The organism is Nonomuraea montanisoli (assembly GCF_013363975.1).
In the GTDB taxonomy this organism is placed as follows: Bacteria; Actinomycetota; Actinomycetes; order Streptosporangiales; family Streptosporangiaceae; genus Nonomuraea; species Nonomuraea montanisoli.
In genome coordinates this window covers 85,886-104,632 of the sequence record NZ_JABWGN010000011.1, presented here as the reverse complement: position 1 = coordinate 104,632, position 18,747 = coordinate 85,886, and the positions used below count along the sequence as shown (strand labels likewise).

Annotated in this window: 22 protein-coding genes; 14 read left to right on the top strand and 8 right to left on the bottom strand. The window is 72.8% G+C overall.

All coding sequences use genetic code 11. The annotated features are described in order from the left end of the window. The first annotated feature begins 31 nt into the window (after positions 1-31). The 4 genes from HTZ77_RS28020 (at position 32) to HTZ77_RS28005 (ending at position 3,639) form a co-directional block, all read left to right on the top strand. Positions 32-865, top strand: coding sequence for a 2,3,4,5-tetrahydropyridine-2,6-dicarboxylate N-succinyltransferase (locus tag HTZ77_RS28020; protein WP_175592699.1), 834 nt, complete (start codon positions 32-34; stop codon positions 863-865). Beyond that, positions 865-1,920 carry a succinyl-diaminopimelate desuccinylase gene (dapE, locus tag HTZ77_RS28015; protein WP_175592998.1) on the top strand — a complete coding sequence of 352 codons (1,056 nt, stop codon included), beginning with the start codon at positions 865-867 and terminating at the stop codon, positions 1,918-1,920. The genes HTZ77_RS28020 and dapE overlap by 1 nt, the downstream gene beginning before the upstream one ends. A 304-nt stretch (positions 1,921-2,224) precedes the next feature. Next, entirely contained in the window at positions 2,225-3,022 is a 798-nt protein-coding gene (locus HTZ77_RS28010; RefSeq protein WP_175592698.1) for an LOG family protein, read from the top strand. A gap of 32 nt (positions 3,023-3,054) precedes the next feature. Next, a complete protein-coding gene (locus HTZ77_RS28005; protein WP_175592697.1) occupies positions 3,055-3,639 on the top strand; it encodes an LOG family protein in 585 nt (194 codons plus the stop codon). 60 nt (positions 3,640-3,699) lie between these two features. Here HTZ77_RS28005 and HTZ77_RS28000 read toward each other — a convergent pair whose 3' ends face one another. Then, complete coding sequence (locus HTZ77_RS28000; protein WP_175592696.1) at positions 3,700-3,981, bottom strand: hypothetical protein; 282 nt, start codon at positions 3,979-3,981, stop codon at positions 3,700-3,702. A gap of 28 nt (positions 3,982-4,009) precedes the next feature. On the opposite strand from HTZ77_RS28000, the gene HTZ77_RS27995 reads away from it, so the two are divergent. Continuing rightward, a complete protein-coding gene (locus tag HTZ77_RS27995) occupies positions 4,010-4,729 on the top strand; it encodes a hypothetical protein (RefSeq protein WP_175592695.1) in 720 nt (239 codons plus the stop codon). 5 nt (positions 4,730-4,734) lie between these two features. Further along, positions 4,735-5,298, top strand: a complete 564-nt coding sequence (locus tag HTZ77_RS27990) for a DNA-3-methyladenine glycosylase I (protein ID WP_205303790.1) — start codon at positions 4,735-4,737, stop codon at positions 5,296-5,298. On the opposite strand, the gene HTZ77_RS27985 is transcribed toward HTZ77_RS27990, so the two are convergent. After that, on the bottom strand, positions 5,285-6,061 hold the full coding sequence (locus HTZ77_RS27985) for an enoyl-CoA hydratase/isomerase family protein (protein WP_175592693.1): 777 nt from the start codon (positions 6,059-6,061) through the stop codon (positions 5,285-5,287). The two genes, HTZ77_RS27990 and HTZ77_RS27985, sit on opposite strands and share 14 nt — an antisense overlap. Continuing rightward, on the bottom strand, positions 6,058-6,834 hold the full coding sequence (locus HTZ77_RS27980) for a PaaX family transcriptional regulator (RefSeq protein WP_175592997.1): 777 nt from the start codon (positions 6,832-6,834) through the stop codon (positions 6,058-6,060). The genes HTZ77_RS27985 and HTZ77_RS27980 overlap by 4 nt, the downstream gene beginning before the upstream one ends. A 179-nt stretch (positions 6,835-7,013) precedes the next feature. Here HTZ77_RS27980 and HTZ77_RS27975 point away from each other — a divergent pair, with 179 nt between their 5' ends. Both HTZ77_RS27975 and HTZ77_RS27970 read left to right on the top strand, forming a co-directional pair. Continuing rightward, positions 7,014-7,181, top strand: coding sequence for a DUF3117 domain-containing protein (locus HTZ77_RS27975; RefSeq protein WP_020545024.1), 168 nt, complete (start codon positions 7,014-7,016; stop codon positions 7,179-7,181). A gap of 78 nt (positions 7,182-7,259) precedes the next feature. Beyond that, on the top strand, positions 7,260-8,669 hold the full coding sequence (locus HTZ77_RS27970) for a leucyl aminopeptidase (protein ID WP_175592692.1): 1,410 nt from the start codon (positions 7,260-7,262) through the stop codon (positions 8,667-8,669). 74 nt (positions 8,670-8,743) lie between these two features. On the opposite strand, the gene HTZ77_RS27965 is transcribed toward HTZ77_RS27970, so the two are convergent. Further along, complete coding sequence (locus tag HTZ77_RS27965; protein ID WP_175592691.1) at positions 8,744-9,382, bottom strand: O-methyltransferase; 639 nt, start codon at positions 9,380-9,382, stop codon at positions 8,744-8,746. Positions 9,383-9,543: 161 nt separating this feature from the next. On the opposite strand from HTZ77_RS27965, the gene sigE reads away from it, so the two are divergent. The 4 genes from sigE to HTZ77_RS27945 all read left to right on the top strand — a co-directional run bounded on the left by sigE (position 9,544) and on the right by HTZ77_RS27945 (position 13,581). Further along, positions 9,544-10,185: an RNA polymerase sigma factor SigE gene (gene sigE, locus HTZ77_RS27960; protein ID WP_175592690.1), complete on the top strand. Its 642-nt coding sequence runs from the start codon at positions 9,544-9,546 to the stop codon at positions 10,183-10,185. A gap of 22 nt (positions 10,186-10,207) precedes the next feature. After that, the gene (locus HTZ77_RS27955) at positions 10,208-10,714 is read left to right on the top strand and encodes an anti-sigma factor family protein (RefSeq protein ID WP_312888810.1); all 507 of its coding nucleotides are present in this window, start codon (positions 10,208-10,210) and stop codon (positions 10,712-10,714) included. Positions 10,715-10,896: 182 nt separating this feature from the next. Continuing rightward, positions 10,897-13,095 (top strand): S1C family serine protease, encoded by a 2,199-nt coding sequence (locus HTZ77_RS27950; RefSeq protein WP_175592688.1) that lies wholly within the window; start codon positions 10,897-10,899, stop codon positions 13,093-13,095. A gap of 126 nt (positions 13,096-13,221) precedes the next feature. Then, the gene (locus HTZ77_RS27945) at positions 13,222-13,581 is read left to right on the top strand and encodes a sec-independent translocase (RefSeq protein ID WP_175592687.1); all 360 of its coding nucleotides are present in this window, start codon (positions 13,222-13,224) and stop codon (positions 13,579-13,581) included. A 94-nt stretch (positions 13,582-13,675) separates the two neighbouring features. Here HTZ77_RS27945 and HTZ77_RS27940 read toward each other — a convergent pair whose 3' ends face one another. Continuing rightward, complete coding sequence (locus HTZ77_RS27940; RefSeq protein ID WP_175592686.1) at positions 13,676-14,815, bottom strand: Mrp/NBP35 family ATP-binding protein; 1,140 nt, start codon at positions 14,813-14,815, stop codon at positions 13,676-13,678. A 170-nt stretch (positions 14,816-14,985) separates the two neighbouring features. Here HTZ77_RS27940 and HTZ77_RS27935 point away from each other — a divergent pair, with 170 nt between their 5' ends. Beyond that, complete coding sequence (locus HTZ77_RS27935) at positions 14,986-15,450, top strand: MarR family winged helix-turn-helix transcriptional regulator (RefSeq protein ID WP_328808803.1); 465 nt, start codon at positions 14,986-14,988, stop codon at positions 15,448-15,450. A gap of 51 nt (positions 15,451-15,501) precedes the next feature. Here the strand turns inward: HTZ77_RS27935 and HTZ77_RS27930 are convergent, their stop codons facing one another. Together HTZ77_RS27930 and HTZ77_RS27925 are read right to left on the bottom strand one after the other, a co-directional pair. Beyond that, complete coding sequence (locus HTZ77_RS27930; protein WP_175592685.1) at positions 15,502-15,969, bottom strand: DUF1003 domain-containing protein; 468 nt, start codon at positions 15,967-15,969, stop codon at positions 15,502-15,504. Continuing rightward, positions 15,966-17,171, bottom strand: coding sequence for a magnesium transporter MgtE N-terminal domain-containing protein (locus tag HTZ77_RS27925; RefSeq protein WP_407940567.1), 1,206 nt, complete (start codon positions 17,169-17,171; stop codon positions 15,966-15,968). Before HTZ77_RS27925 ends, HTZ77_RS27930 begins: the two co-directional genes overlap by 4 nt. A gap of 93 nt (positions 17,172-17,264) precedes the next feature. Here HTZ77_RS27925 and HTZ77_RS27920 point away from each other — a divergent pair, with 93 nt between their 5' ends. Continuing rightward, the gene (locus tag HTZ77_RS27920; protein WP_175592684.1) at positions 17,265-18,248 is read left to right on the top strand and encodes an EamA family transporter; all 984 of its coding nucleotides are present in this window, start codon (positions 17,265-17,267) and stop codon (positions 18,246-18,248) included. 64 nt (positions 18,249-18,312) lie between these two features. On the opposite strand, the gene HTZ77_RS27915 is transcribed toward HTZ77_RS27920, so the two are convergent. Continuing rightward, positions 18,313-18,684 carry a hypothetical protein gene (locus HTZ77_RS27915; protein ID WP_175592683.1) on the bottom strand — a complete coding sequence of 124 codons (372 nt, stop codon included), beginning with the start codon at positions 18,682-18,684 and terminating at the stop codon, positions 18,313-18,315. Positions 18,685-18,747: the final 63 nt, after the last annotated feature.

Here is an 18,747-nt window from a genome sequence, read left to right as displayed (position 1 = left end):
AAACCTACCCGGCCGGATAAGCTCCGTGGCCATGAGTGACCAGAGCCCGCCGTCCCCGATAGCTCCGGCGATCGACGACCTGTGGGAGCGGCGCGCCGAGCTGTCGCCCCGCGACACGGAGGCGCGCGCCACCGTGGTGAGCGCGATCGACCTGCTCGACACCGGCAAGGCCCGGGTGGCCGAGCTGTCGGGCGGTGAGGTGGTCGTGGACGAGCGGGCCCGGCGGGCGATCCTGCTCGCCTTCAGGGTGCTCGGCATGGCCCGGACACAGGTGGGCGACTTCCAGCACAACGACCGGGTGCCGCTGAAGACCACGTTCGACGGCGTCCGGGTGGTGCCGGGCGCCATCGCCCGCTGGGGCTCGTACATGGCGCCCGGCGTGGTGCTGATGCCGTCGTTCGTCAACATCGGCGCGTACGTCGGCGGCGGCACGATGGTCGACACCTGGGCCACGGTCGGCTCCTGTGCCCATATCGGAGCGAACGTCCACCTGTCGGGCGGCGTGGGCATCGGCGGCGTGCTGGAGCCGCCCGGTGCGCTCCCGGTGGTGGTCGAGGACGACGCGCTGGTCGGCAGTCGCGCCATGATCGTCGAGGGCGCCCGGGTGGGACGCGGCGCGGTCATCGGGGCGGGGACGATCCTGTCGGCGTCCATGCCGGTGATAGACGTGGAGACAGGAGAGGAGCTGGCGCGCGGCCGGGTGCCCGACTGGTGCGTGGCCGTCGGCGGCACCCGCCAGAAGGAGTTCCCCGGCGGCACGTTCGGCCTGCCGTGCGTGCTGGTGATCAAGCGGCTGGAGCCGGGGCAGCGGCACGACAAGGCGGCGCTCAACGAGGCGCTGCGCGAGCACGGGGTGAACACGTGATGCTGGACCTGACCCAGGACGTCCGCGACCTGACCGCGGCGATCGTCGACATCGAGTCGGTGAGCGGCGGCGAGCGCGCGCTGGCCGACGCGGTGGAGCGGGCGCTCGGCGTGCTGCCGCACCTGAAGGTCGAGCGGTCCGGCGAGACGGTCGTCGCCCGCACCTCGCTCGGGCGCGGCGAGCGGGTGCTGATCGCCGGGCACCTCGACACGGTGCCCGTCCACGGCAACCTGCCGAGCCGCGTCGAGGGCGACCTGCTCTACGGCTGCGGCACCTCCGACATGAAGGCGGGCGTCGCCGTCGCGCTGAAGCTCGCCGCGGCCCTCCCGGCGCCCAACCGCGACGTCACGTACGTCTTCTACGACTGCGAGGAGGTCGAGGCCGAGCGCAACGGCCTCAACCGGATCGCCCGCGACCACGCCGACTGGCTGGCCGCCGACTTCGCGGTGCTCATGGAGCCGACCGACGGCGTGATCGAGGGCGGCTGCCAGGGCACGCTGCGGGCCGAGGTCGTGGTCAGGGGCAAGCGCGCGCACAGCGCCCGGTCCTGGTTCGGGGTCAACGCCATCCACGGCGTCGAGCCGGTGCTGGCCCGCCTGAACGCCTACCAGGCCCGGCGGCCGGTGGTCGACGGGCTGGAGTACCACGAGGGCCTCAACGCCGTGGGCGTGCGCGGCGGGGTCGCGGGCAACGTCATCCCCGACCTGTGCGTGGTCACGGTCAACTACCGGTTCGCGCCCGACCTCAGCGAGGAGCAGGCGCGGGAGCACGTGCGCGAGGTCTTCGACGGGTTCGAGGTGGAGTTCACCGACAGCGCCCCCGCCGCCCGGCCGGGCCTGACGCACCCGGTGGCGGCCGCCTTCGCCGCGGCCGTGGGCGGCGAGCCGCGGGCCAAGCTGGGGTGGACGGACGTGGCACGGTTCTCGGCGCTGGGCGTTCCGGCCGTCAACTACGGTCCCGGCGACCCCAACCTGGCGCACCAGCAGGGGGAGTACGTGGCGCTGCCGAAGATCGTGGAGAGCGAGCGGGCGATGCTCGCCTGGCTCTCGGCCTGACCTGCCCGCGGGCCCCTCGGAAGACCCCGGAACGTGAAAGTGGCTTTCCTCGCCGGCCATTTGGCGGGGAAAGCCACTTTCAGTCCCGAGCAGCACCCTCGGCAGTTAGACGCAGGGTGGTCGAAATCCGGTTCCCTACTTTTTTCATGATTTTTTGCCGCTCCTCAGACGGCCGTTGACCTGCTATTTTGCTGGGACGGCCCGCCCGTGGGCCGTTCACGGCCCGGTCCACGGGGAGGTGAGCCGGCGCCGGAGGGGACGGCCCCGGCCGCAGGGGCACCGAAGGAGGGCTAGCGTGATCCGCATGGACACGACGCGTCGCGAGCGCCGCCAGGGCCAGGCCGTGGTCCGTGGCAAGCTCGTCCCCGACTCCACGCACGACCAGCGCCTGCTCGACCGGCAGGGCCCCACCGACTGGGTCCACATGGACCCGTGGCGGGTGCTGCGCATCCAGGCGGAGTTCGTCGAGGGCTTCGGCCAGCTCGCCGAGCTGCCCCCCGCCGTCACGGTCTTCGGCTCGGCCCGCACCCCCGACGGCACGCCCGAGTACGCCATGGGCCGCGCGCTCGGCCGGGCCATCGCCGAGGCGGGCTACGCCGTCATCACGGGCGGCGGGCCGGGCGTGATGGAGTCGGCCAACCGGGGCGCCACCGAGGTCGACGGAGCCGTCTCGGTGGGGCTCGGCATCGAGCTGCCGTTCGAGCAGCGCATGAACGACTACGTCGACCTCGGCATCGAGTTCCGCTACTTCTTCGTGCGCAAGACCATGTTCGTGAAGTACTCGTGCGGCTTCATCGCCCTGCCGGGCGGCTTCGGCACGCTGGACGAGCTGTTCGAGGCACTGACGCTGGTGCAGACGCACAAGGTCACCTCGTTCCCGGTCGTGCTCATGGGGTCGGAGTTCTGGGGCGGGCTCGTCGACTGGATCAAGAGCACGCTCCTGGGCACCGGGAAGATCGCCGAGCAGGACCTCGACCTGATCACCGTCACGGACGACGTGGACGAGGCCGTGCGGATCATCGTCGACGCCGACCGGGCGCGCTCCCGGCAGCGCGAGGAGGAGCTGGAGGCGGTCGCGAGCCAGCCGGCGGAGCCGCAGTAACCCCGCATAATCGGCATTTAAGCTGTCATGTCGTGAATGTCTGTGTGTTCTGCGCCTCCAGTCAGAAGATCGACCCCAAGTACGTGGAGCTGGCGACGAGCGTCGGCGCCGAGCTGGCCAGGCGCGGTCACACCCTGGTCAGCGGCGGCGCCACCGTCTCCTGCATGGGCGCCGTCACCGCCGCGGCCCGCGCGGCGGGCGGCCGCACGGTCGGCGTGATCCCCCAGGTGCTGGTGGACATCGAGATCGCCGACCGCGACTCCGACGAGCTGATCGTCACCCCCGGCATGCGCGAGCGCAAGGCGGCCATGGACGAGCGGTCCGACGCCTTCCTCGTGCTGCCGGGCGGCATCGGCACGCTGGAGGAGCTGTTCGAGATCTGGACGGCCCGGGTCCTCGGCATCCACGACCGGCCGCTGGTGGTCCTCGACCCGTGGGGGCTCTACGCCTCGCTGCGCGGGCTCGTGGAGCACATGTACGACGAGGGGTTCACCCGGGCGAACGTCTTCGACGCCATCGCGTGGACGTCGTCGGTGGAGGAGGCGCTCGACCACATCGAGGGCCGCCCCCGCCCGGTGCGCCCCACGGCCGAGGAACTCGGCGAGGCCACGGGCTGAGCCCGCCCGCGCGACACGCCCGGCTCTCGGACCAGGATGCGGCGCCTGCCCGTCCGGCTCTCAGGCCAGGGCGCGGCGGGCCAGGGCGGGGGGACGCCGGCCGGCGAGCGAGTCGGTCATCTCCAGCGCCTGGCGTACCTGCTCGGTGTGTTCGGTGACGAACACGCCCGCGCCGTGCCAGCGGTAGACGGCCGCGGCGGCCAGCGCCGCGTCGAGCGGCGCGGGCAGCGTGACCAGCACGGTCGCGCCCGCGCGCGCCAGCGCGGCGGCCTCCGCGGGCGAGCCCGCGGGAGTCCAGGAGGGGTCCGGAGGCGCACCGGGTGCGACAACTGCGGGACTCATGCCTCGATGGTATGAGTACGATGCCCATGTGCTGGTCATTCTCGCCATCGCCGCGCTCGCGATCCTGGCCTGCGTGGTGCTGGTCTCCCTCGGCAGGGGCGGGGAGCTGACCGAGTTCCCGCCGGACGTGCCGCCTCTCGACCTGCCCGAGGCCGGGCAGCTCACGGCGGTCGACTTCATGGCGCTGCAGCTTCCGGTCAATCTCGTCGGCTATCACACGCAGAGCGTCGACGAGACCCTGCGCAGGGCCGCCAGCGCGATCAGCGCGCGCGACACCCGCATCGCGGTGCTGGAGCAGCGGGTCTCGGAGCTGATGTCGAGCCGCCTGTACGCGCGCCAGGAGCTGTACGCCTCGCCGGGCGGCGGTCCTCGCACCGATCACGAGCCCGAGGGGCCGGCCGAACTGCCCATGCTGCCCGAGAACGGCGACCCGGTCGTCGCCGCGCCGGCCGCCCTCGCCCCGGCGCGGGACGTCTCGACGGACGACGTCCCGGCCCCGGAGCAGCCGGAGAGCGCCGAGCACACCGAGCAGCCGGAGAGCACCGAGATACACGCCGAGATACACACTGAGCAGCCGGAGCGAGCGCCCGGGCCCGAGTTCAGGAGCGGCGAGAAGGACGACGAGCGGGACGAGCGGGACGAGAAGGACGAGAAGGACGACGAGGCGGTCGGGATCGACGGGCACGACGAGGGGGAGGGGCGGCCGGTGCGGGCGGCGGCGGGCAAGGACGGGGACGAGCGCGCGTGACCGACATGATCCGGTGCACCTGGCCGGGCCTGACCGACCCGATCTACACCGCCTACCACGACGACGAGTGGGGCCGTCCCGTCCGCGGTGACGACCTGGTGTTCGAGCGGGTGGCGCTGGAGGCGTTCCAGTCCGGCCTGTCCTGGCTGACGATCCTGCGCAAGCGCGAGAACTTCCGCGCCGCGTTCGACGGCTTCTCCATCCCGAAGGTCGCCGCCTACACCGAGCAGGACGTCGAGCGGCTGCTCGGCGACGCCGGGATCGTCCGCAACCGCGCCAAGATCGAAGCCGTCGTGAACAACGCCCGCGTCGCACTCGACCTGCCCGACGGCCTGTCCGAGCTGGTGTGGCGCCACGCCGATCCCGACTCCCCGGTGCCGCGGACGATGGCCGACGTGCCCGCCGTCACGCCCGGCTCGAAGGCGCTGGCCAAGGAGCTGAAGCGGCACGGCTTCCGGTTCGTCGGGCCGACCACCGCGTACGCGCTCATGCAGGCGATCGGCCTGGTCAACGACCACATCGAGGGGTGCGTGGCGCGCGCCCGGGAGAGCGCGCTCAGCGGCCGTTGAACGACGGGCGCTGCTTGGCCAGGAAGGCCCGGGTGGCGTCGATGTGGTCCTGGGTGGCGGCGCACGCATCCTGCAGGACGGCCTCCATCTCCAGCGCCTCCGGCAGCGCGTTCGTGGCGGCGTAGGCCAGCGCCGCCTTGGTGGCCGCGTACGCGAGCGTGGGGCCCTGCGCGAGCCGTACCGCGAGCTCGGTGGCGGTCTTGAGCACGTCCTCCGACGGCACGACCCGGGTGACCAGCCCCAGCTCCAGCGCCCGCGCCGCGTCGAGCGGCTCGCCGAGCAGCATGAGCTCGGTGGCGCGCCCGGCGCCGACGAGGCGCTGCAGCGTCCACGACGCGCCGGAATCGGGGGCGAGGCCGACGCCGGAGAACGCGAGCGCGAACTTGGCCTTGTCCGAGGCCACCCGCAGGTCGCAGGCGAAGGCCAGCGAGGCGCCGGCGCCGGCCGCGACGCCGTTGACGGCGGCCACCACCGGTTTGCCCATGGTGGCGATGAGCTCGACCATCGGGTTGTAGTGCTCGCGCACGGTCCCGGCGAGCCCACGCCCCGCCTCCAGGTTGTCGGCGTGCTCGCGCAGGTCCTGGCCGGCGCAGAAGGCCCGGCCGGTGCCGGTCAGCAGCACCGCGCGCACCCCGTCGTCGGCGGCCGCGTGGCGCAGCGCCTCCAGCAGGGCCGACTTCACCTCGGCCGTCAGCGAGTTCATCGCCTCCGGCCGGTCGAGCGTGACGGTGGCGACGGCGTCGGTCACGTCATAGCGGATCACGGCAGCTCCCTGTCGACGAACGCGGCGGCTGAGGGCAGCAGGCGGGCGGCCTCCTGCTCGAAGTACGTCCTGGCCCGCTCACCGGGCCAGCCGGGCGGCAGCAGCTCGGGGGGCAGACCGGGGTCGCGGAAGAGGAAGTTGCGCCACCCGTGCACGAGCCTGCTCCTCGTCGCGAACACCCGGTCGTCCGGGGCGTCGCCCGGCAGCGCCCCGACCAGCGTGGCAGCCTCCGACAGCCATCGCTCGTACGCCTCGCCGACGGCCGCCAGATCCCAGGCTCGCGCGACCAGCTCGCGGGGGTCGCCCTCCAGCGCCGCGTCGAACCGGTCGGCCCGCAGTCCCTCGCTCGCCAGCAGGTGGTCCACCTCGCGTGAGGAGCGCGGCCCGACCCAGGTCGCCTCCGACAGCGGCGCGTAGCCGAGAAACGCGAGAACGGCCTTGACCCGCTCTCTACGCGGCCGATCCTTCACGGGTTCCAAAACGATCAGATGCCACCGGCCTTGCCAGGACGGTGTTCCCGCTCGGTAAATTCTCGACGCGGCGTCGTCCAGTCTTCTGACGCACTTGGGCGTGAGCCCGTAGCCGGCCCCCTGCGGCAATCTGACGGGCTCCAGCCAGCCCTGCCGGACCATGCGCGAAACAGCGGTGCGCACGGCTGGAGCGGCGATCTCCAGCGGTTTCATGAGGCGTACGAGAGCCGCCACGGAGGCCCGTCCGCCGCGTGGGCGCAGGTGGTCCCCATAGAGGTCGAACAGGGCAGCTCGTGCGTGCACGCTGTCCAGTTTGGACGTCTTCGCCACCCTGGACAACGCATTCTGGGAGGAGATCGTTACCCATGAGCGCTCGCGATGCGGGAGAATAGGACATCACAGAAGACGTGAATACCGCCCTCCCTGGCGGGCGGACAAAAAATCGCGGGCCGCGGGAGCCCAAGGCAGGAAGGGATGCACGCATGGCGGCGATGAAGCCGCGGACCGGCGATGGTCCGCTCGAGGTCACCAAGGAAGGGCGCGGCATTGTCATGCGGGTCCCTCTGGAAGGTGGCGGCCGGCTCGTCGTGGAGATCTCCGCTGACGAGGCGAAGGCGCTCGGCGAGGCGCTGAAGAACGTCGTCGGCTGAGAGCTCCCGAGACAGACCTGTCCCACGGCCCTGGCGTATCCGCGCGCCAGGGTCGCCGACGTTCGAGGAGAAGGTTCCGTGCCCATTGAGACCACTGCATCGGTGGTCGCCGGCGTCCCCGACGGCGCCGAGCTGCTGGCTGTCCCCTACACGTCCGAGCTGGTCCCGGCGGTCGAGCTCGACCTGCCGGTGCCCCTGCCCGGCCTGCTGGCCCACTACGAGGCCAAGGGGGAGGTCGGCGAGATCATCGAGGTCCCCGTGGCGCGGGAGGACGGCGTCGGGCGCGTGCTGCTGTACGGCGTCGGCGACGGCTCGCCGAAGGCCCTGCGCAAGGCGGCGGCCGGGCTCACCCGCAGGGCCCGGGGCCGCGACGAGCTGACCGTGGTGGTGCCCGAGGGCGACGCCACCGCGTTCGCCGAGGCCGCGCTGCTCGCCGCCTACTCCTTCCGCATCGGCGCCCCGGGCAAGACGCCCGTGCGCGCGCTGCGGTTCGTCTCCGCCGACGAGCGGGCCGTACGGCGGGGCGAGACCGTCGCCCAGGCCGTGGCGCTGGCCCGTGACCTCGCCAACACGCCGTCGTCGGTCAAGACGCCCGCCTGGCTGGCCGAGCGCGCCGGCGAGCAGGGCGTGCCCGTGCGGGTGTGGGACGAGGAGGAGCTCCAGGCGGCCGGGTTCGGCGGCATCCTCGCGGTCGGCCGCGGCTCGGCCAACCCTCCTCGCCTCATCCAGCTCTCCTACGTCCCCGAGGGGCCCGCCGAGCGCCACGTGGTGCTCGTGGGCAAGGGCATCACGTTCGACTCGGGCGGCCTGTCGCTCAAGCCGACCGAGAACATGAAGACGCAGAAGACCGACATGGCGGGCGGCGCCGTGGTGATCGCCGTCATCGGGGCACTGGCCCGGATGGGCGCCCCGGTCCGCGTCACCGGCCTGGTCGCCGCGGCCGAGAACATGCCGTCCGGCACCGCCCAGCGGCCCAGCGACGTCATCACCCACTACGGCGGGCGCACGGTCGAGGTGCTCAACACCGACGCCGAGGGGCGCCTCGTGCTGGCCGACGCGCTCGCCTACGCCGACGCCGAGCTCGACCCCGACGCCGTGGTCGACATCGCCACGCTGACGGGCGCCATCAGCGTCGCGCTGGGCCGCAACGTCGGCGCCGTCTACTCCACCGACGACGACCTCGCCAAGGGGCTCCTCGCGGCGGGGCGCGACAGCGACGACCGGCTGTGGCGCATGCCGCTCATCGACGAGTACGCGCCCGCCCTCGACTCGCCGATCGCCGACCTGGCCAACGTGGAGAGCGGGTCCACCTACGGCGCCGGGTCCATCACGGCGGCGCTGTTCCTGCGGGAGTTCGCGGGCGGGCGGCCGTGGGCGCACCTCGACATCGCCGGGGTGGGGCGCAGCACCGTGGACGACGGCATCCTGACCAAGGGCGCCACGGGGTTCGGGGTGCGGGTCCTGCTGGAGTGGCTGACCCGCGGGTGACCGCCGGCCGGTCTGGCACGGCTGACCTGCGGGTGACCGCCGGCCGCCTGGAGCGACTGGCCCGCAGGTGACCGCTAGCCGGCGATCTTGACGGCGGCGAGCAGGCCGTCGCCCAGCGGCATCAGCAGCGACCGGAGACGGTCGTCGCCCTGTACGAGCTTGCCCAGCTCGCGCAGGGCGACCGTGTCGGGGTCGCGCTGGGCCGGGTCGGCCACGCGGTTGTGCCAGAGCGCGTTGTCGAAGGCCACGATGCCGCCCACGCGCAGCAGCCGGACCGACTCGGCCAGGTAGTCCGCGTACTCCTGCTTGGCCGCGTCGGCGAAGACCATGTCGTAGCCGCCGTCCGACAGCCGGGGCAGCACGTCGAGCGCGCGGCCGCTGATCAGCCGCACCCGGCCACCCGCGAAGCCCGCCTCCGCGAACGCCTGCCGCGCCAGCCGCTGGTGCTCGGGCTCGACGTCCACGCTGGTCAGCGTGCCGTCGGGGCGCATGCCGCGCAGCAGCCAGAGCCCCGAGACGCCGCAGCCGGTGCCGATCTCGACGACCGACTTGGCGTTGAGCGCCGTGGCGAGGAAGCAGAGCGCCGCCCCGCCTCCGGGAAGGATGGGCACCGCGCCCATCTCCAGCCCGCGCTGCCGCGCCGCGCGCAGGATCTCATCCTCGGGATGGAACTGCTCCGCATAGGCCAGAGTGGCCTCCGCCTGACTGGTCATCGGCCTCCTCCCCCCACTTTCGTGCGATTGGTCACCGATCGCAGCCTAGGGGAGTAGCGGCAGGACGGGAACTCAGGAGCACGCTGAGGCGTTGCAGGTTTAAACGGGCTTTGCCGGTCCGGAAGGCAGGCAGTGCGCATGAAGGGACGAAACCAGGCACTATGGCGGTAGCGGTGGTCCCAGAGAGAGGAGTTCTGGTGGACGAAAGTGACCACCAGGCCGATGCTCCCGTGTCTGATTGGACACCTCCCACCTGGGAGGAAGTGGTGCGGACTCACTCCGCGCGCGTTTATCGGCTGGCATACCGCCTGACCGGCAACGTCCATGACGCCGAGGACCTCACCCAGGAGGTCTTCGTACGGGTCTTCAGGTCGCTGTCGAGCTACACGCCCGGGACGTTCGAGGGCTGGCTGCACCGGATCACGACCAACCTGTTCCTCGACATGGCGCGGCGCAAGCAGCGCATCCGCTTCGAGGGACTGGCCGACGACGCCGCCGAGAGGCTGCGCGGCCGCGAGCCGTCACCGGCGCAGGCGTTCGACGACGCCCACCTCGAACCCGACATCCAGGCCGCGCTCGACGCGCTCGCCCCCGAGTTCCGGGCGGCGATCGTGCTGTGTGACATCGAGGGCCTGTCGTACGAGGAGATCGCGGCCACGCTCGGGGTCAAGCTGGGCACGGTCCGGAGCCGAATTCACCGTGGCCGGGCGCAGTTGCGCGAGGCGCTCGAACACCGGGCCCCCCGACACTCACAACTCCCCCCGCCAGCATTCCCGTCGGGGCCCCGTGGGGAGGAAGTCTGATATGTCGCATCTTGGAGAACGCGTGAGTGCGCTCGTCGATGGCGAGCTCAACCACGCCGAGCGTGACCGCGCCCTGGCGCATCTGACGTTCTGCGCCGACTGCAGGCGGGAGGTCGAGTCGATGCGGGCGCTGAAGTCGCGCCTGCGCTCGCTCGACGAGCTCGCCATGCCGGCCGATCTGACGATGTCGCTGCTGCGGATGGCCGAGCCGGGCGGCCCGTTGCCGCCCCGCGAGCGGCCTTTCCCCGCGCGGACCTTCGGAGGTGTCCCGCTGCCGGGCCCTCATACCATCGCGCCCCTGGACAACCGTCCCCGCAGGGACGCGAGCGGCGGCGCTTCCGGCCCCGGCCGCCGGGGTAGGCGGCGCGGCACGTACGTGGCCGTCGGCGTCGTCTCCGCCGCCGTGGCCCTCGGCACCTTCTTCGCCGTGTCCGGCGCCGGGCAGAGCAACACGCCGCCCCCGGTCGAGCTCTTCCGGCAGAACACGCCCGCCTCCTCCCAGGCCACACCGCCCACCGCCACGCCCTGACCGGGACACGACGGCCTGGGATACTCGGTGGCGTAGTCCATGGCGTCGGGGGCATACGATCGGAGTTCGGGGTTTTGGAGGGGAACCGCCGGTAGAGGCGTGGTTCCTGACCATTGCTTTACGACTCTCGTATGCCGATCGCACCAGGATTGCGGTGTCGAGCAAGGAGTGGTGAGACGTAGATGACCGACGAGACGCGCCCGGGCGAAGGACGCATGCCGTCGGACTTCCCTGCGCCGCAGGGGCGCCCGGAGTTCCTGCCCGCGGACGGCCAGGCCGACCGGCCTGGCGGCGGGCCCGGGACCCCCTCGTCGGCCGCCCAGGGACCGTGGGGCTCACCCTCCGACCCGTCGCGAGCCTCGGAGGGCCCGGAGGGCTCCGTGGGTGCCGTGGGTGCCGTGGGCTCGCAGGGTGGCTGGCGGGCCCCGTCGGGGCCGCCGGGCGACGCGCCCGTCTTCAGCCCTCCCGAGGGGCCCTACGGTGGTCCCTCGCCTTCCTTCGGGTCTCCCGAGGGCCCCAATGGCGGTCCCTCGCCTTCCTTCGGCTCTTCTGAGGGCCCCAATGGCGGCTCCTCGCCTTCCTTCGGGTCTCCTAAGGGCTCCAACGGCGGCCCCTCGCCTTCCTTCGGGTCTCCGGAGGGTTCGTCCGGCGGCCCCTCGGCCTCCTTCTCGTCTCCTGGGGGCCCGTCCGGTGACCGGGGGGCCGGCTCCGCTGACGGGCGCGGGCCCGGCGGGTCGCCGTTCCAGGCGGCCTCGGGGCACGGCCCCGGCGAGGGCGGCCCGGACGAGGGCGGTCATGGTGACGGCGGAGCGGGTGGCCGCTCGCCGTACGAGCGGGGTCCGGACAGCGGCGCGCCCGGTGGCGAGCCCGCCGGTCGGCCCGACGCCGGCGACAGGCCCTTCGGCCTGCCGGAGGGCGGCGACCCGCCGTTCGGCCGGCCCGACGGCGGTGACGCGCCCTTCGGGCGACCCGACGGCACTGACACGCCCTTCGGGCGACCCGACAGCGGCGAGGGCCCCTTCGCGCGCGCCGGTGACAACCCCTTCGGCCGGCCCGACGGCGGCGAGGCCGCGTTCGGCGCCGAAGGCCAGGAGCAGTCCTCCACCCGCACCTACGAGAGCCCGTTCTTCGGCCTCTCCGCGGGCGCCCCGCCCTACGGCGGCGACGCGCCCCCGCCGCCCCCGCGCCACGCGCTCGGCATGGGCCCGGGCTGGGCCCCTCCGCCCTCCGGCGGCGCCACGGCGGCCCCGCGTCGCGGCCCCGGCACCGGTGTGCTCGTCGTGCTGGCCGTGGTCGTCGCCCTGGTCGCCTCCGCGCTCGGCAGCGTCGGCACCTACCTGCTCACCCGTACCAACGGCACAGACCCGTCCTACAGCCTCGGCCCGCTCCCGAGCGGCGCCACCAACCGGGCGCCCGACTCGGTGGCGGGCGTGGCCGCGCGGGTGCTGCCCAGCGTGGTCTCGCTGGAGGTGGGCAACGGCAGCAACACCGAGGGCGCCACCGGCTCAGGCTTCCTGATCAAGAACGGTTACGTGGTGACGAACAACCACGTGGTCGCCATGGCCGCCAAGGGTGGCGAGATCAAGATCCAGTTCTACAACCGCAAGACCACGACCGGCCGCATCGTGGGCCGCGACCCGGGCTCCGACCTGGCCGTGGTCAAGCCCGAGGACACCTTCGGCACCCCGGAGATCTCCCTCGGCAACTCCGACCAGGTCGTGGTCGGCGACCCCGTCCTCGCGGTCGGCTCCCCGCTCGGCCTGACCGGCACGGTCACCACGGGCATCGTCAGCTCCCTCAACCGCCCGGTCATCGCCGGCGACGAGAGCGGCGGCGGCGGCGAGGAGCCCGCCTACATCAGCGCCATCCAGACCGACGCCGCCATCAACCCCGGCAACTCCGGCGGTCCGCTGGTCAACGGCAAGGGCGAGGTCGTGGGCGTCAACTCCGCGATCGCCACGCTGAGCCGTTCGCTGACCAACCAGAGCGGCAGCATCGGCCTCGGCTTCGCCATCCCGGTCAACCAGGCGCGGCGCGTGGCCGAGGAGCTGGTGACGAGCGGCAAGGCCAAGCGCCCCAAGATCGGCATCGTGCTCGACCCCGACTACAAGGGCCAGGGCGTCCGCATCGCCTCCGAGCCCGCCGAGGGCCGCCAGCCGGTCGACCCGGGCGGTCCCGCCGCCAAGGCCGGGCTGAAGGCGGGCGACATCATCCTGGAGCTCGACGGCCTGCGCCTGCAGGACGGCAACGAGCTGATCGCCCTCATCCGCAGCAAGGCTCCGGGGTCCCACATCACGGTCAAGTACCAGCGGGCGGGGCAGGAGCGCACGGCGACCCTCACGGTGACGGCCGACGACGAGCCCACGCCGTCGCCGTCCTGATCCAGGGGCGGCCGGATGGGCAGGCCGAGGCGTCAGGGGCGGGCGGTCGATCCGACCGCCGGAGCCCTTAGTCTGGAATACGCCGGGGTTGTCCTCGGTGCATCAGGACTGCGCTAGGAGCTCACGGTGTTCGGACTCGGGTGGCTTGAGGTCGGGGCGCTGATCGTCATCGCGCTTCTCGTCTTCGGGCCCGACAAGCTGCCTCAGGCGGCGGCGCAGGCCGGCAAGACGCTGCGCAACCTGCGCCGGATGGCCGCCAACGCGCGCGACGATCTGCGGGCCGGCCTGCCGCCGGAGTACCGCGACTTCGACCCCGCCGATCTCAACCCGCGTGCGTTCGTCCGCAAGCACCTGCTGGACGACATCGAGGACTCCTGGAACGCCAAGCCGGCGGAGGAGCCGGTGCTCACCGCCCCGGCCCTGCCGGAGCCGGTGGACGAGCTGGGCGTCGGCGAGATCCCGCCGTACGACTCCGAGGCCACCTGACCCGTCCGGCTCCTGCCCCGAGAAGCCGAGCCCCCGTCCGAGGAAAAGCGACGGGCCCGCTCGCATGCGAGCGGGCCCGGAACGTGCGGCGGAGCTAGCGGCGGTTGGGCGACAGCCCGAGCTGCATGCCCTTGAGGCTGGAGCCGCGCTTGCTCAGCGCGGCCGCGATCGAGCGGAGCTCGGCCGCCGCCGGCGCGTCGGGGTCGGTCAGGACCAGCGGCTTGCCCTCGTCGCCGCCCTCGCGCAGCCGCAGGTCGATCGGCACCTGGCCGAGCAGCGGCACCCGGGAGCCGAGCGTGCGGGTCAGCGCGTCGGCGACGGTCTGGCCGCCGCCCTCGCCGAAGACCGCGATGCGCTCGTCGCAGTGGGGGCACGGCAGCCACGCCATGTTCTCGATGACGCCGGCGATCTGCTGGTGGGTCTGGGCTGCGATCGAGCCGGCCCGCTCGGCCACCTCGGCGGCCGCCATCTGGGGCGTCGTCACGACGAGGATCTCGGCGGACGGCAGGCGCTGCGCGACCGAGATGGCGATGTCGCCGGTGCCCGGGGGCAGGTCGAGCAGCAGGACGTCGAGGTCGCCCCAGTAGACGTCGGCCAGGAACTGGTGCAGCGCCCGGTCGAGCATCGGGCCACGCCACACCACCGGCGTGTTGCCCTCCGGCTTGAACATGCCCACCGAGATGACCTTGATGTCATGCGCCACGGGCGGCATGATCATGTCCTCGACCTTGGTCGGCCGTTCCGAGGCGCCCAGCATGCGGGGGATGCTGTGGCCGTAGATGTCGGCGTCGACGATGCCGACCTTGAGGCCGCTCGCGGACATGGCGGCGGCCAGGTTGACCGTGACCGACGACTTGCCGACGCCGCCCTTGCCGCTGGCCACCGCGAAGACGCGGGTCAGCGAGCCCGGCTGGTTGAACGGGATCTCCTTCTCGGGGGCCCGGTCGCCGCGCAGCTTCGTCTGCAGCTCCTTGCGCTGCTCGGTGCTCATGACGTCCAGCTCGATCTCGACACCCGTGACACCGTCGAGCCGGGAGACCGAGGCGGTGACGTCGCGGCGGATGGTGTCCTTCAGCGGACAGCCCGCGATCGTGAGGTAGACGCCGACACGCACCACGCCGTCGGGCATGATGTCGACGCTCTTGACCATCCCGAGATCGGTGATCGGACGACGGATCTCGGGGTCGATGACGGTGGCGAGGGCGGCCGTCACCTGTTCCTGGGTTGGTGCCATCGAAGTCTCGGCACGAAGGGAGTGCCGTCCCTCCTTAGTGGTCTCTGTGTGACAGGCGCTGCACGCCGGTGAGGATGCCCCTCCATGGTATGAACCAGAGGCGCGGCGCGGTTAATCCACGCTGCACGACGGACTGTTTAGGTGTGCGTGCAACAAACTAAGGTTACTCCGTGACTCTTCTGCGCGACGAGGGCCTCACCGTCGAGGAGCTGGCGGTCTGGCGGATGCTGCAGCGGGCGCAGGTGCGGATCACGCGTCACCTGGAGGCCGAGTTGCTGGTCGCCCACGACCTGCCGCTCGCGTCGTACGACGTGCTGTCACAGCTCGCCGAGGCGCCGGAGCGGCGGCTGCGGATGAACGACCTGGCGGGCCGGGTGCTGCTGTCTCGCAGCGGCCTGACCCGGCTGATCGACCGGCTGCAGCGCGACGGGCTGGTGAGCCGCGAGGCGTGCGAGAGCGACGCCCGGGGGCTGTTCGCGGTGCTGACCGACGCGGGGGCGGCCCGGCTGGCCGAGGCGACGCCCACCTACCTGCGCGGCGTCCGCGCGCACTTCCTCGACGTCCTGGGCCCGGACGAGATCGGCCACGTGCGCGAGCTCGTGACCCGCCTCGCCGGCGCTACGGACGCCTCCTGAGCCCGACGCCGCCTCGCCGGCGCTACGGGGCCCCCGCGCCCGATGCCGGCGCTACGGGCGCTCCCTGAGCTCCTCCAGCAGGTGCTGGAGCTCCGAGCGCAGGTAGTCGCGGGTGGCGACCTCGTTCAGGGCCATCCGCAGCGCCGCGATCTCCCGGGTCAGGTACTCGATCTCCGCCTGGTTGCGGTCGGCGGCCTCGCGGTCCTGCTCGTACTGCACCCGGTCGCGGTCGGCCTGCCGGTTCTGGGCGAGCAGGATGAGCGGCGCCGCGTACGACGCCTGGAGCGACAGCATGAGCGTGAGGAAGATGAACGGGTACGGGTCGAAGGCCAGCTCGGCCGGGGCGACGGCGTTCCAGATGACCCAGATCGCCACGACCACCGTCATGTAGACGATGAACCGCGCGGTCCCCAGGAAGCGGGCGATCCGCTCCGACAGGCGGCCGAACGCCTCCGGGTCGTAGTGCGGGCGCAGGGTGCGGCGCAGGTCGCGCGGCTGGTCCAGCCGCTCGGCGGTCATGGGCGCGCGCCTTCGCGCCAGTCGGCCGGCAGCATGTGGTCGAGCACGTCGTCCACCGTGACCGCGCCCACCAGCCGCCCCAGCTCGTCGACCACGGGCGCCGCCACCAGGTTGTAGCTGGCGAGGTACTGGGCGACCTCCGGCAGCGTGAAGCCGGGCCGGATCGGGTCGATCGACGGGTCGAGCACCGAGCCCAGCAGCGTCGAGGGCGGGTCGCGCAGCAGCCGCTGGAAGTGGCTGACGCCCAGGTACGCCCCCGTGGGCGTCTCGTTCGGCGGCCGGGTCACGTACACCTGCGCCGCGACGGACGGCGAGAGGTCCTTCTGCCGGATGTGCGCGAGCGCCTCGGCGACCGTGGCGCTCGGGGGCAGGATCACCGGCTCGCTGGTCATCATGCCGCCGGCCGTGTCCTGCGGGTAGGTGAGCAGCCGCCGTACGGGCGCGGCCTCCTGCGGCTCCATCAGCGCCAGCAGGTGGGCGGCCTGGTCGGCGGGCAGGTCGTTGAGCAGGTCGGCCGCGTCGTCGGGGTCCATCTCCTCCAGCACGTCGGCGGCCCGAGCGGGTTCGAGGGTGCCGAGGATGCCGATCTGGTCGCGGGGCGGCAGCTCCTCCAGCACGTCGGCGAGCCGGTCGTCGTCGAGCGCGCGGGCGACCTCGATGCGCCGCTTGCCGGGCAGCTCGTGCAGGGCGCTGGCCATGTCGGCGGCGCGCATCGACTCGAACGCGGCGATCAGTCCGGCCGCGCCCTGGTCCCGCTGGAGCTCGTCGAAGCCGGACACCTCCTCCCAGGCGACGATCCGGGGGTCGCGCCGCCGCCGGCCCCGGTACGCGGCGACCTTGGTGATCTCCCAGGCCGACGGCCTGGTCTCCTCCATGGCGAGGTCGAAGACCGTCATCCGCTCGCCGTCGACGGTCACGGCGCGGTCGAGCATCTCGCCGATGACCAGCGTCTCGGTCGAGCGCTTCTCGAAGCGGCGCATGTTGAGCCGGCCGGTGAAGACGACCGCCCCGGCCTCGATGCCGCGTACGCGGGTGATGGGCAGGAAGACGCGGCGGCGCGGCTGGACCTCGACCACCATGCCGTGGACGGCGGGCCGCAGGGGGCCGCGCAGGCCGACCACGACGTCGCGGATCCGGCCGATCTGGTCGCCGGCCGGGTCGAAGACCGAAACCCCGGCCAGACGGGCCACGAAGATCTTCACATTCAGCAGGCTAACAGCCGGGAGGCATTGCGCACCGGGCGCCCGACATGTCAGTATCAAAAGGTAGGAACGGTAATTACGGATGGTGTGGCGATGCGATATTCGGGTCTCGCGATGGCCTTCGTCTCGGCGTGGTGCTTCGCGTTCTCCGGGCCCATGGCCAAGTACCTGAACGCGGCGGGGCTGGCGCCCATCGAGGCGGTCTGGACCCGCATGGCCGGGGCGGGGCTGCTGATGGTGGCCGTGCTGGCGGTGGTCAAGCCGTCGGCGCTGCGCATCCCGCGCTCGCGCCTGCCGTTCTTCGGGGTGTACGCCGTCGTGGCCGTCGCCGGGGTGCAGTCGCTCTACTTCGCCGCGCTGACCCGGCTGCCGGTGGGGGTCGCCCTGCTGCTGGAGTACATGGCGCCGGTCATGGTGGTCGTGTGGGTGCGGTTCGTGCGCAGGATCCGGCTGGCGCGCTCGGCGTACCTGGGCGCGGTGGTCGCCGTCGTCGGGCTCGGCATCGTCGTCGAGGTCTGGGACGGCCTGCGGCTGGACGCGCTGGGGCTGCTGCTGGCGCTGATCGCCGGGGCGTGCTGCGCCGGATATTTCCTGATGAGCGATAGCTTCGGGGACGACGTGGACCCGCTGGGCCTCATCGCCTGGGGCATGCTCGGGGCGGCCGTGGTGCTCGTGCCGTTCGCCCGGCCCTGGGGGATCCCGTGGGAGGCGTTCACCCGTCTGGCCACGCCCGAGGGAGGCGGCCTCACCCTGCCGGCGTTCGCGGCCTACCTGTGGATGGTGCTGGTCGCCACCGTCGCGGCGTACATCCTGGGTGTCAACGCGGTGCGCCGCCTCTCGGCGGCCGTCGGGGCGACGGTGGCGTCGCTGGAGGTCATCGGCGGCGCGGTGGTGGCCTGGGCGCTGGTGGGCGAGGCGCTCGGGGCGTTCCAGATCGTCGGTGGGCTGCTGGTGCTGTCGGGGGCGCTGCTCGCCCAGACGGCGGCCTCCCGGGGCGGCGCGCCCGCGCCCGCCGGGGAGCCGGCGTCCGCCGCCGAGGCGGAGGGACGGCTCAGCCTCGACCGCGCCTCCGGCTGACTTCGCCTTCGCCTGACCGTGCAGGGGGAGCGCGGCGGCCGGAGCGGGGCGGCCGGTGGCCGGGTCAGGAGTCGAGGGGAGTGAGGCGGACGACCGTGGACTCCCGGGCCCAGCGGTCGGTCAGATGGGCGCCGTCGGGCGCGTTGAGCCGCTCCTTGGCCAGCGCCGCGACCGCCTCCCGCTCCGCTTCCTGGTCCACGACCTCGACGGCCGCCTCGAAGTCCACCAGCCGCGCGCCGTTGTCCTTGCTGCGCAGGGTGACGCGGACCCGCTTGAGGTCCGCGAGCCCCGGCAGCTCCTGCTCGCCGCCGCCGGTCACGAGGTAGACGGCGCCGTCGTGCCAGGCGTGCCAGGCCAGGCGGGGGCGGTCGAGGCCGAGCCAGAGGACGCCGGACTTCTTCGCGCCCTCCTCGATGGCCGCGCGTGTGTCGCTCACGTCCCGACTGTAGTCCAGGCCGGTAATCCGGTGGCAGGCCACGCGGCTGCCCGCCTACAGTCG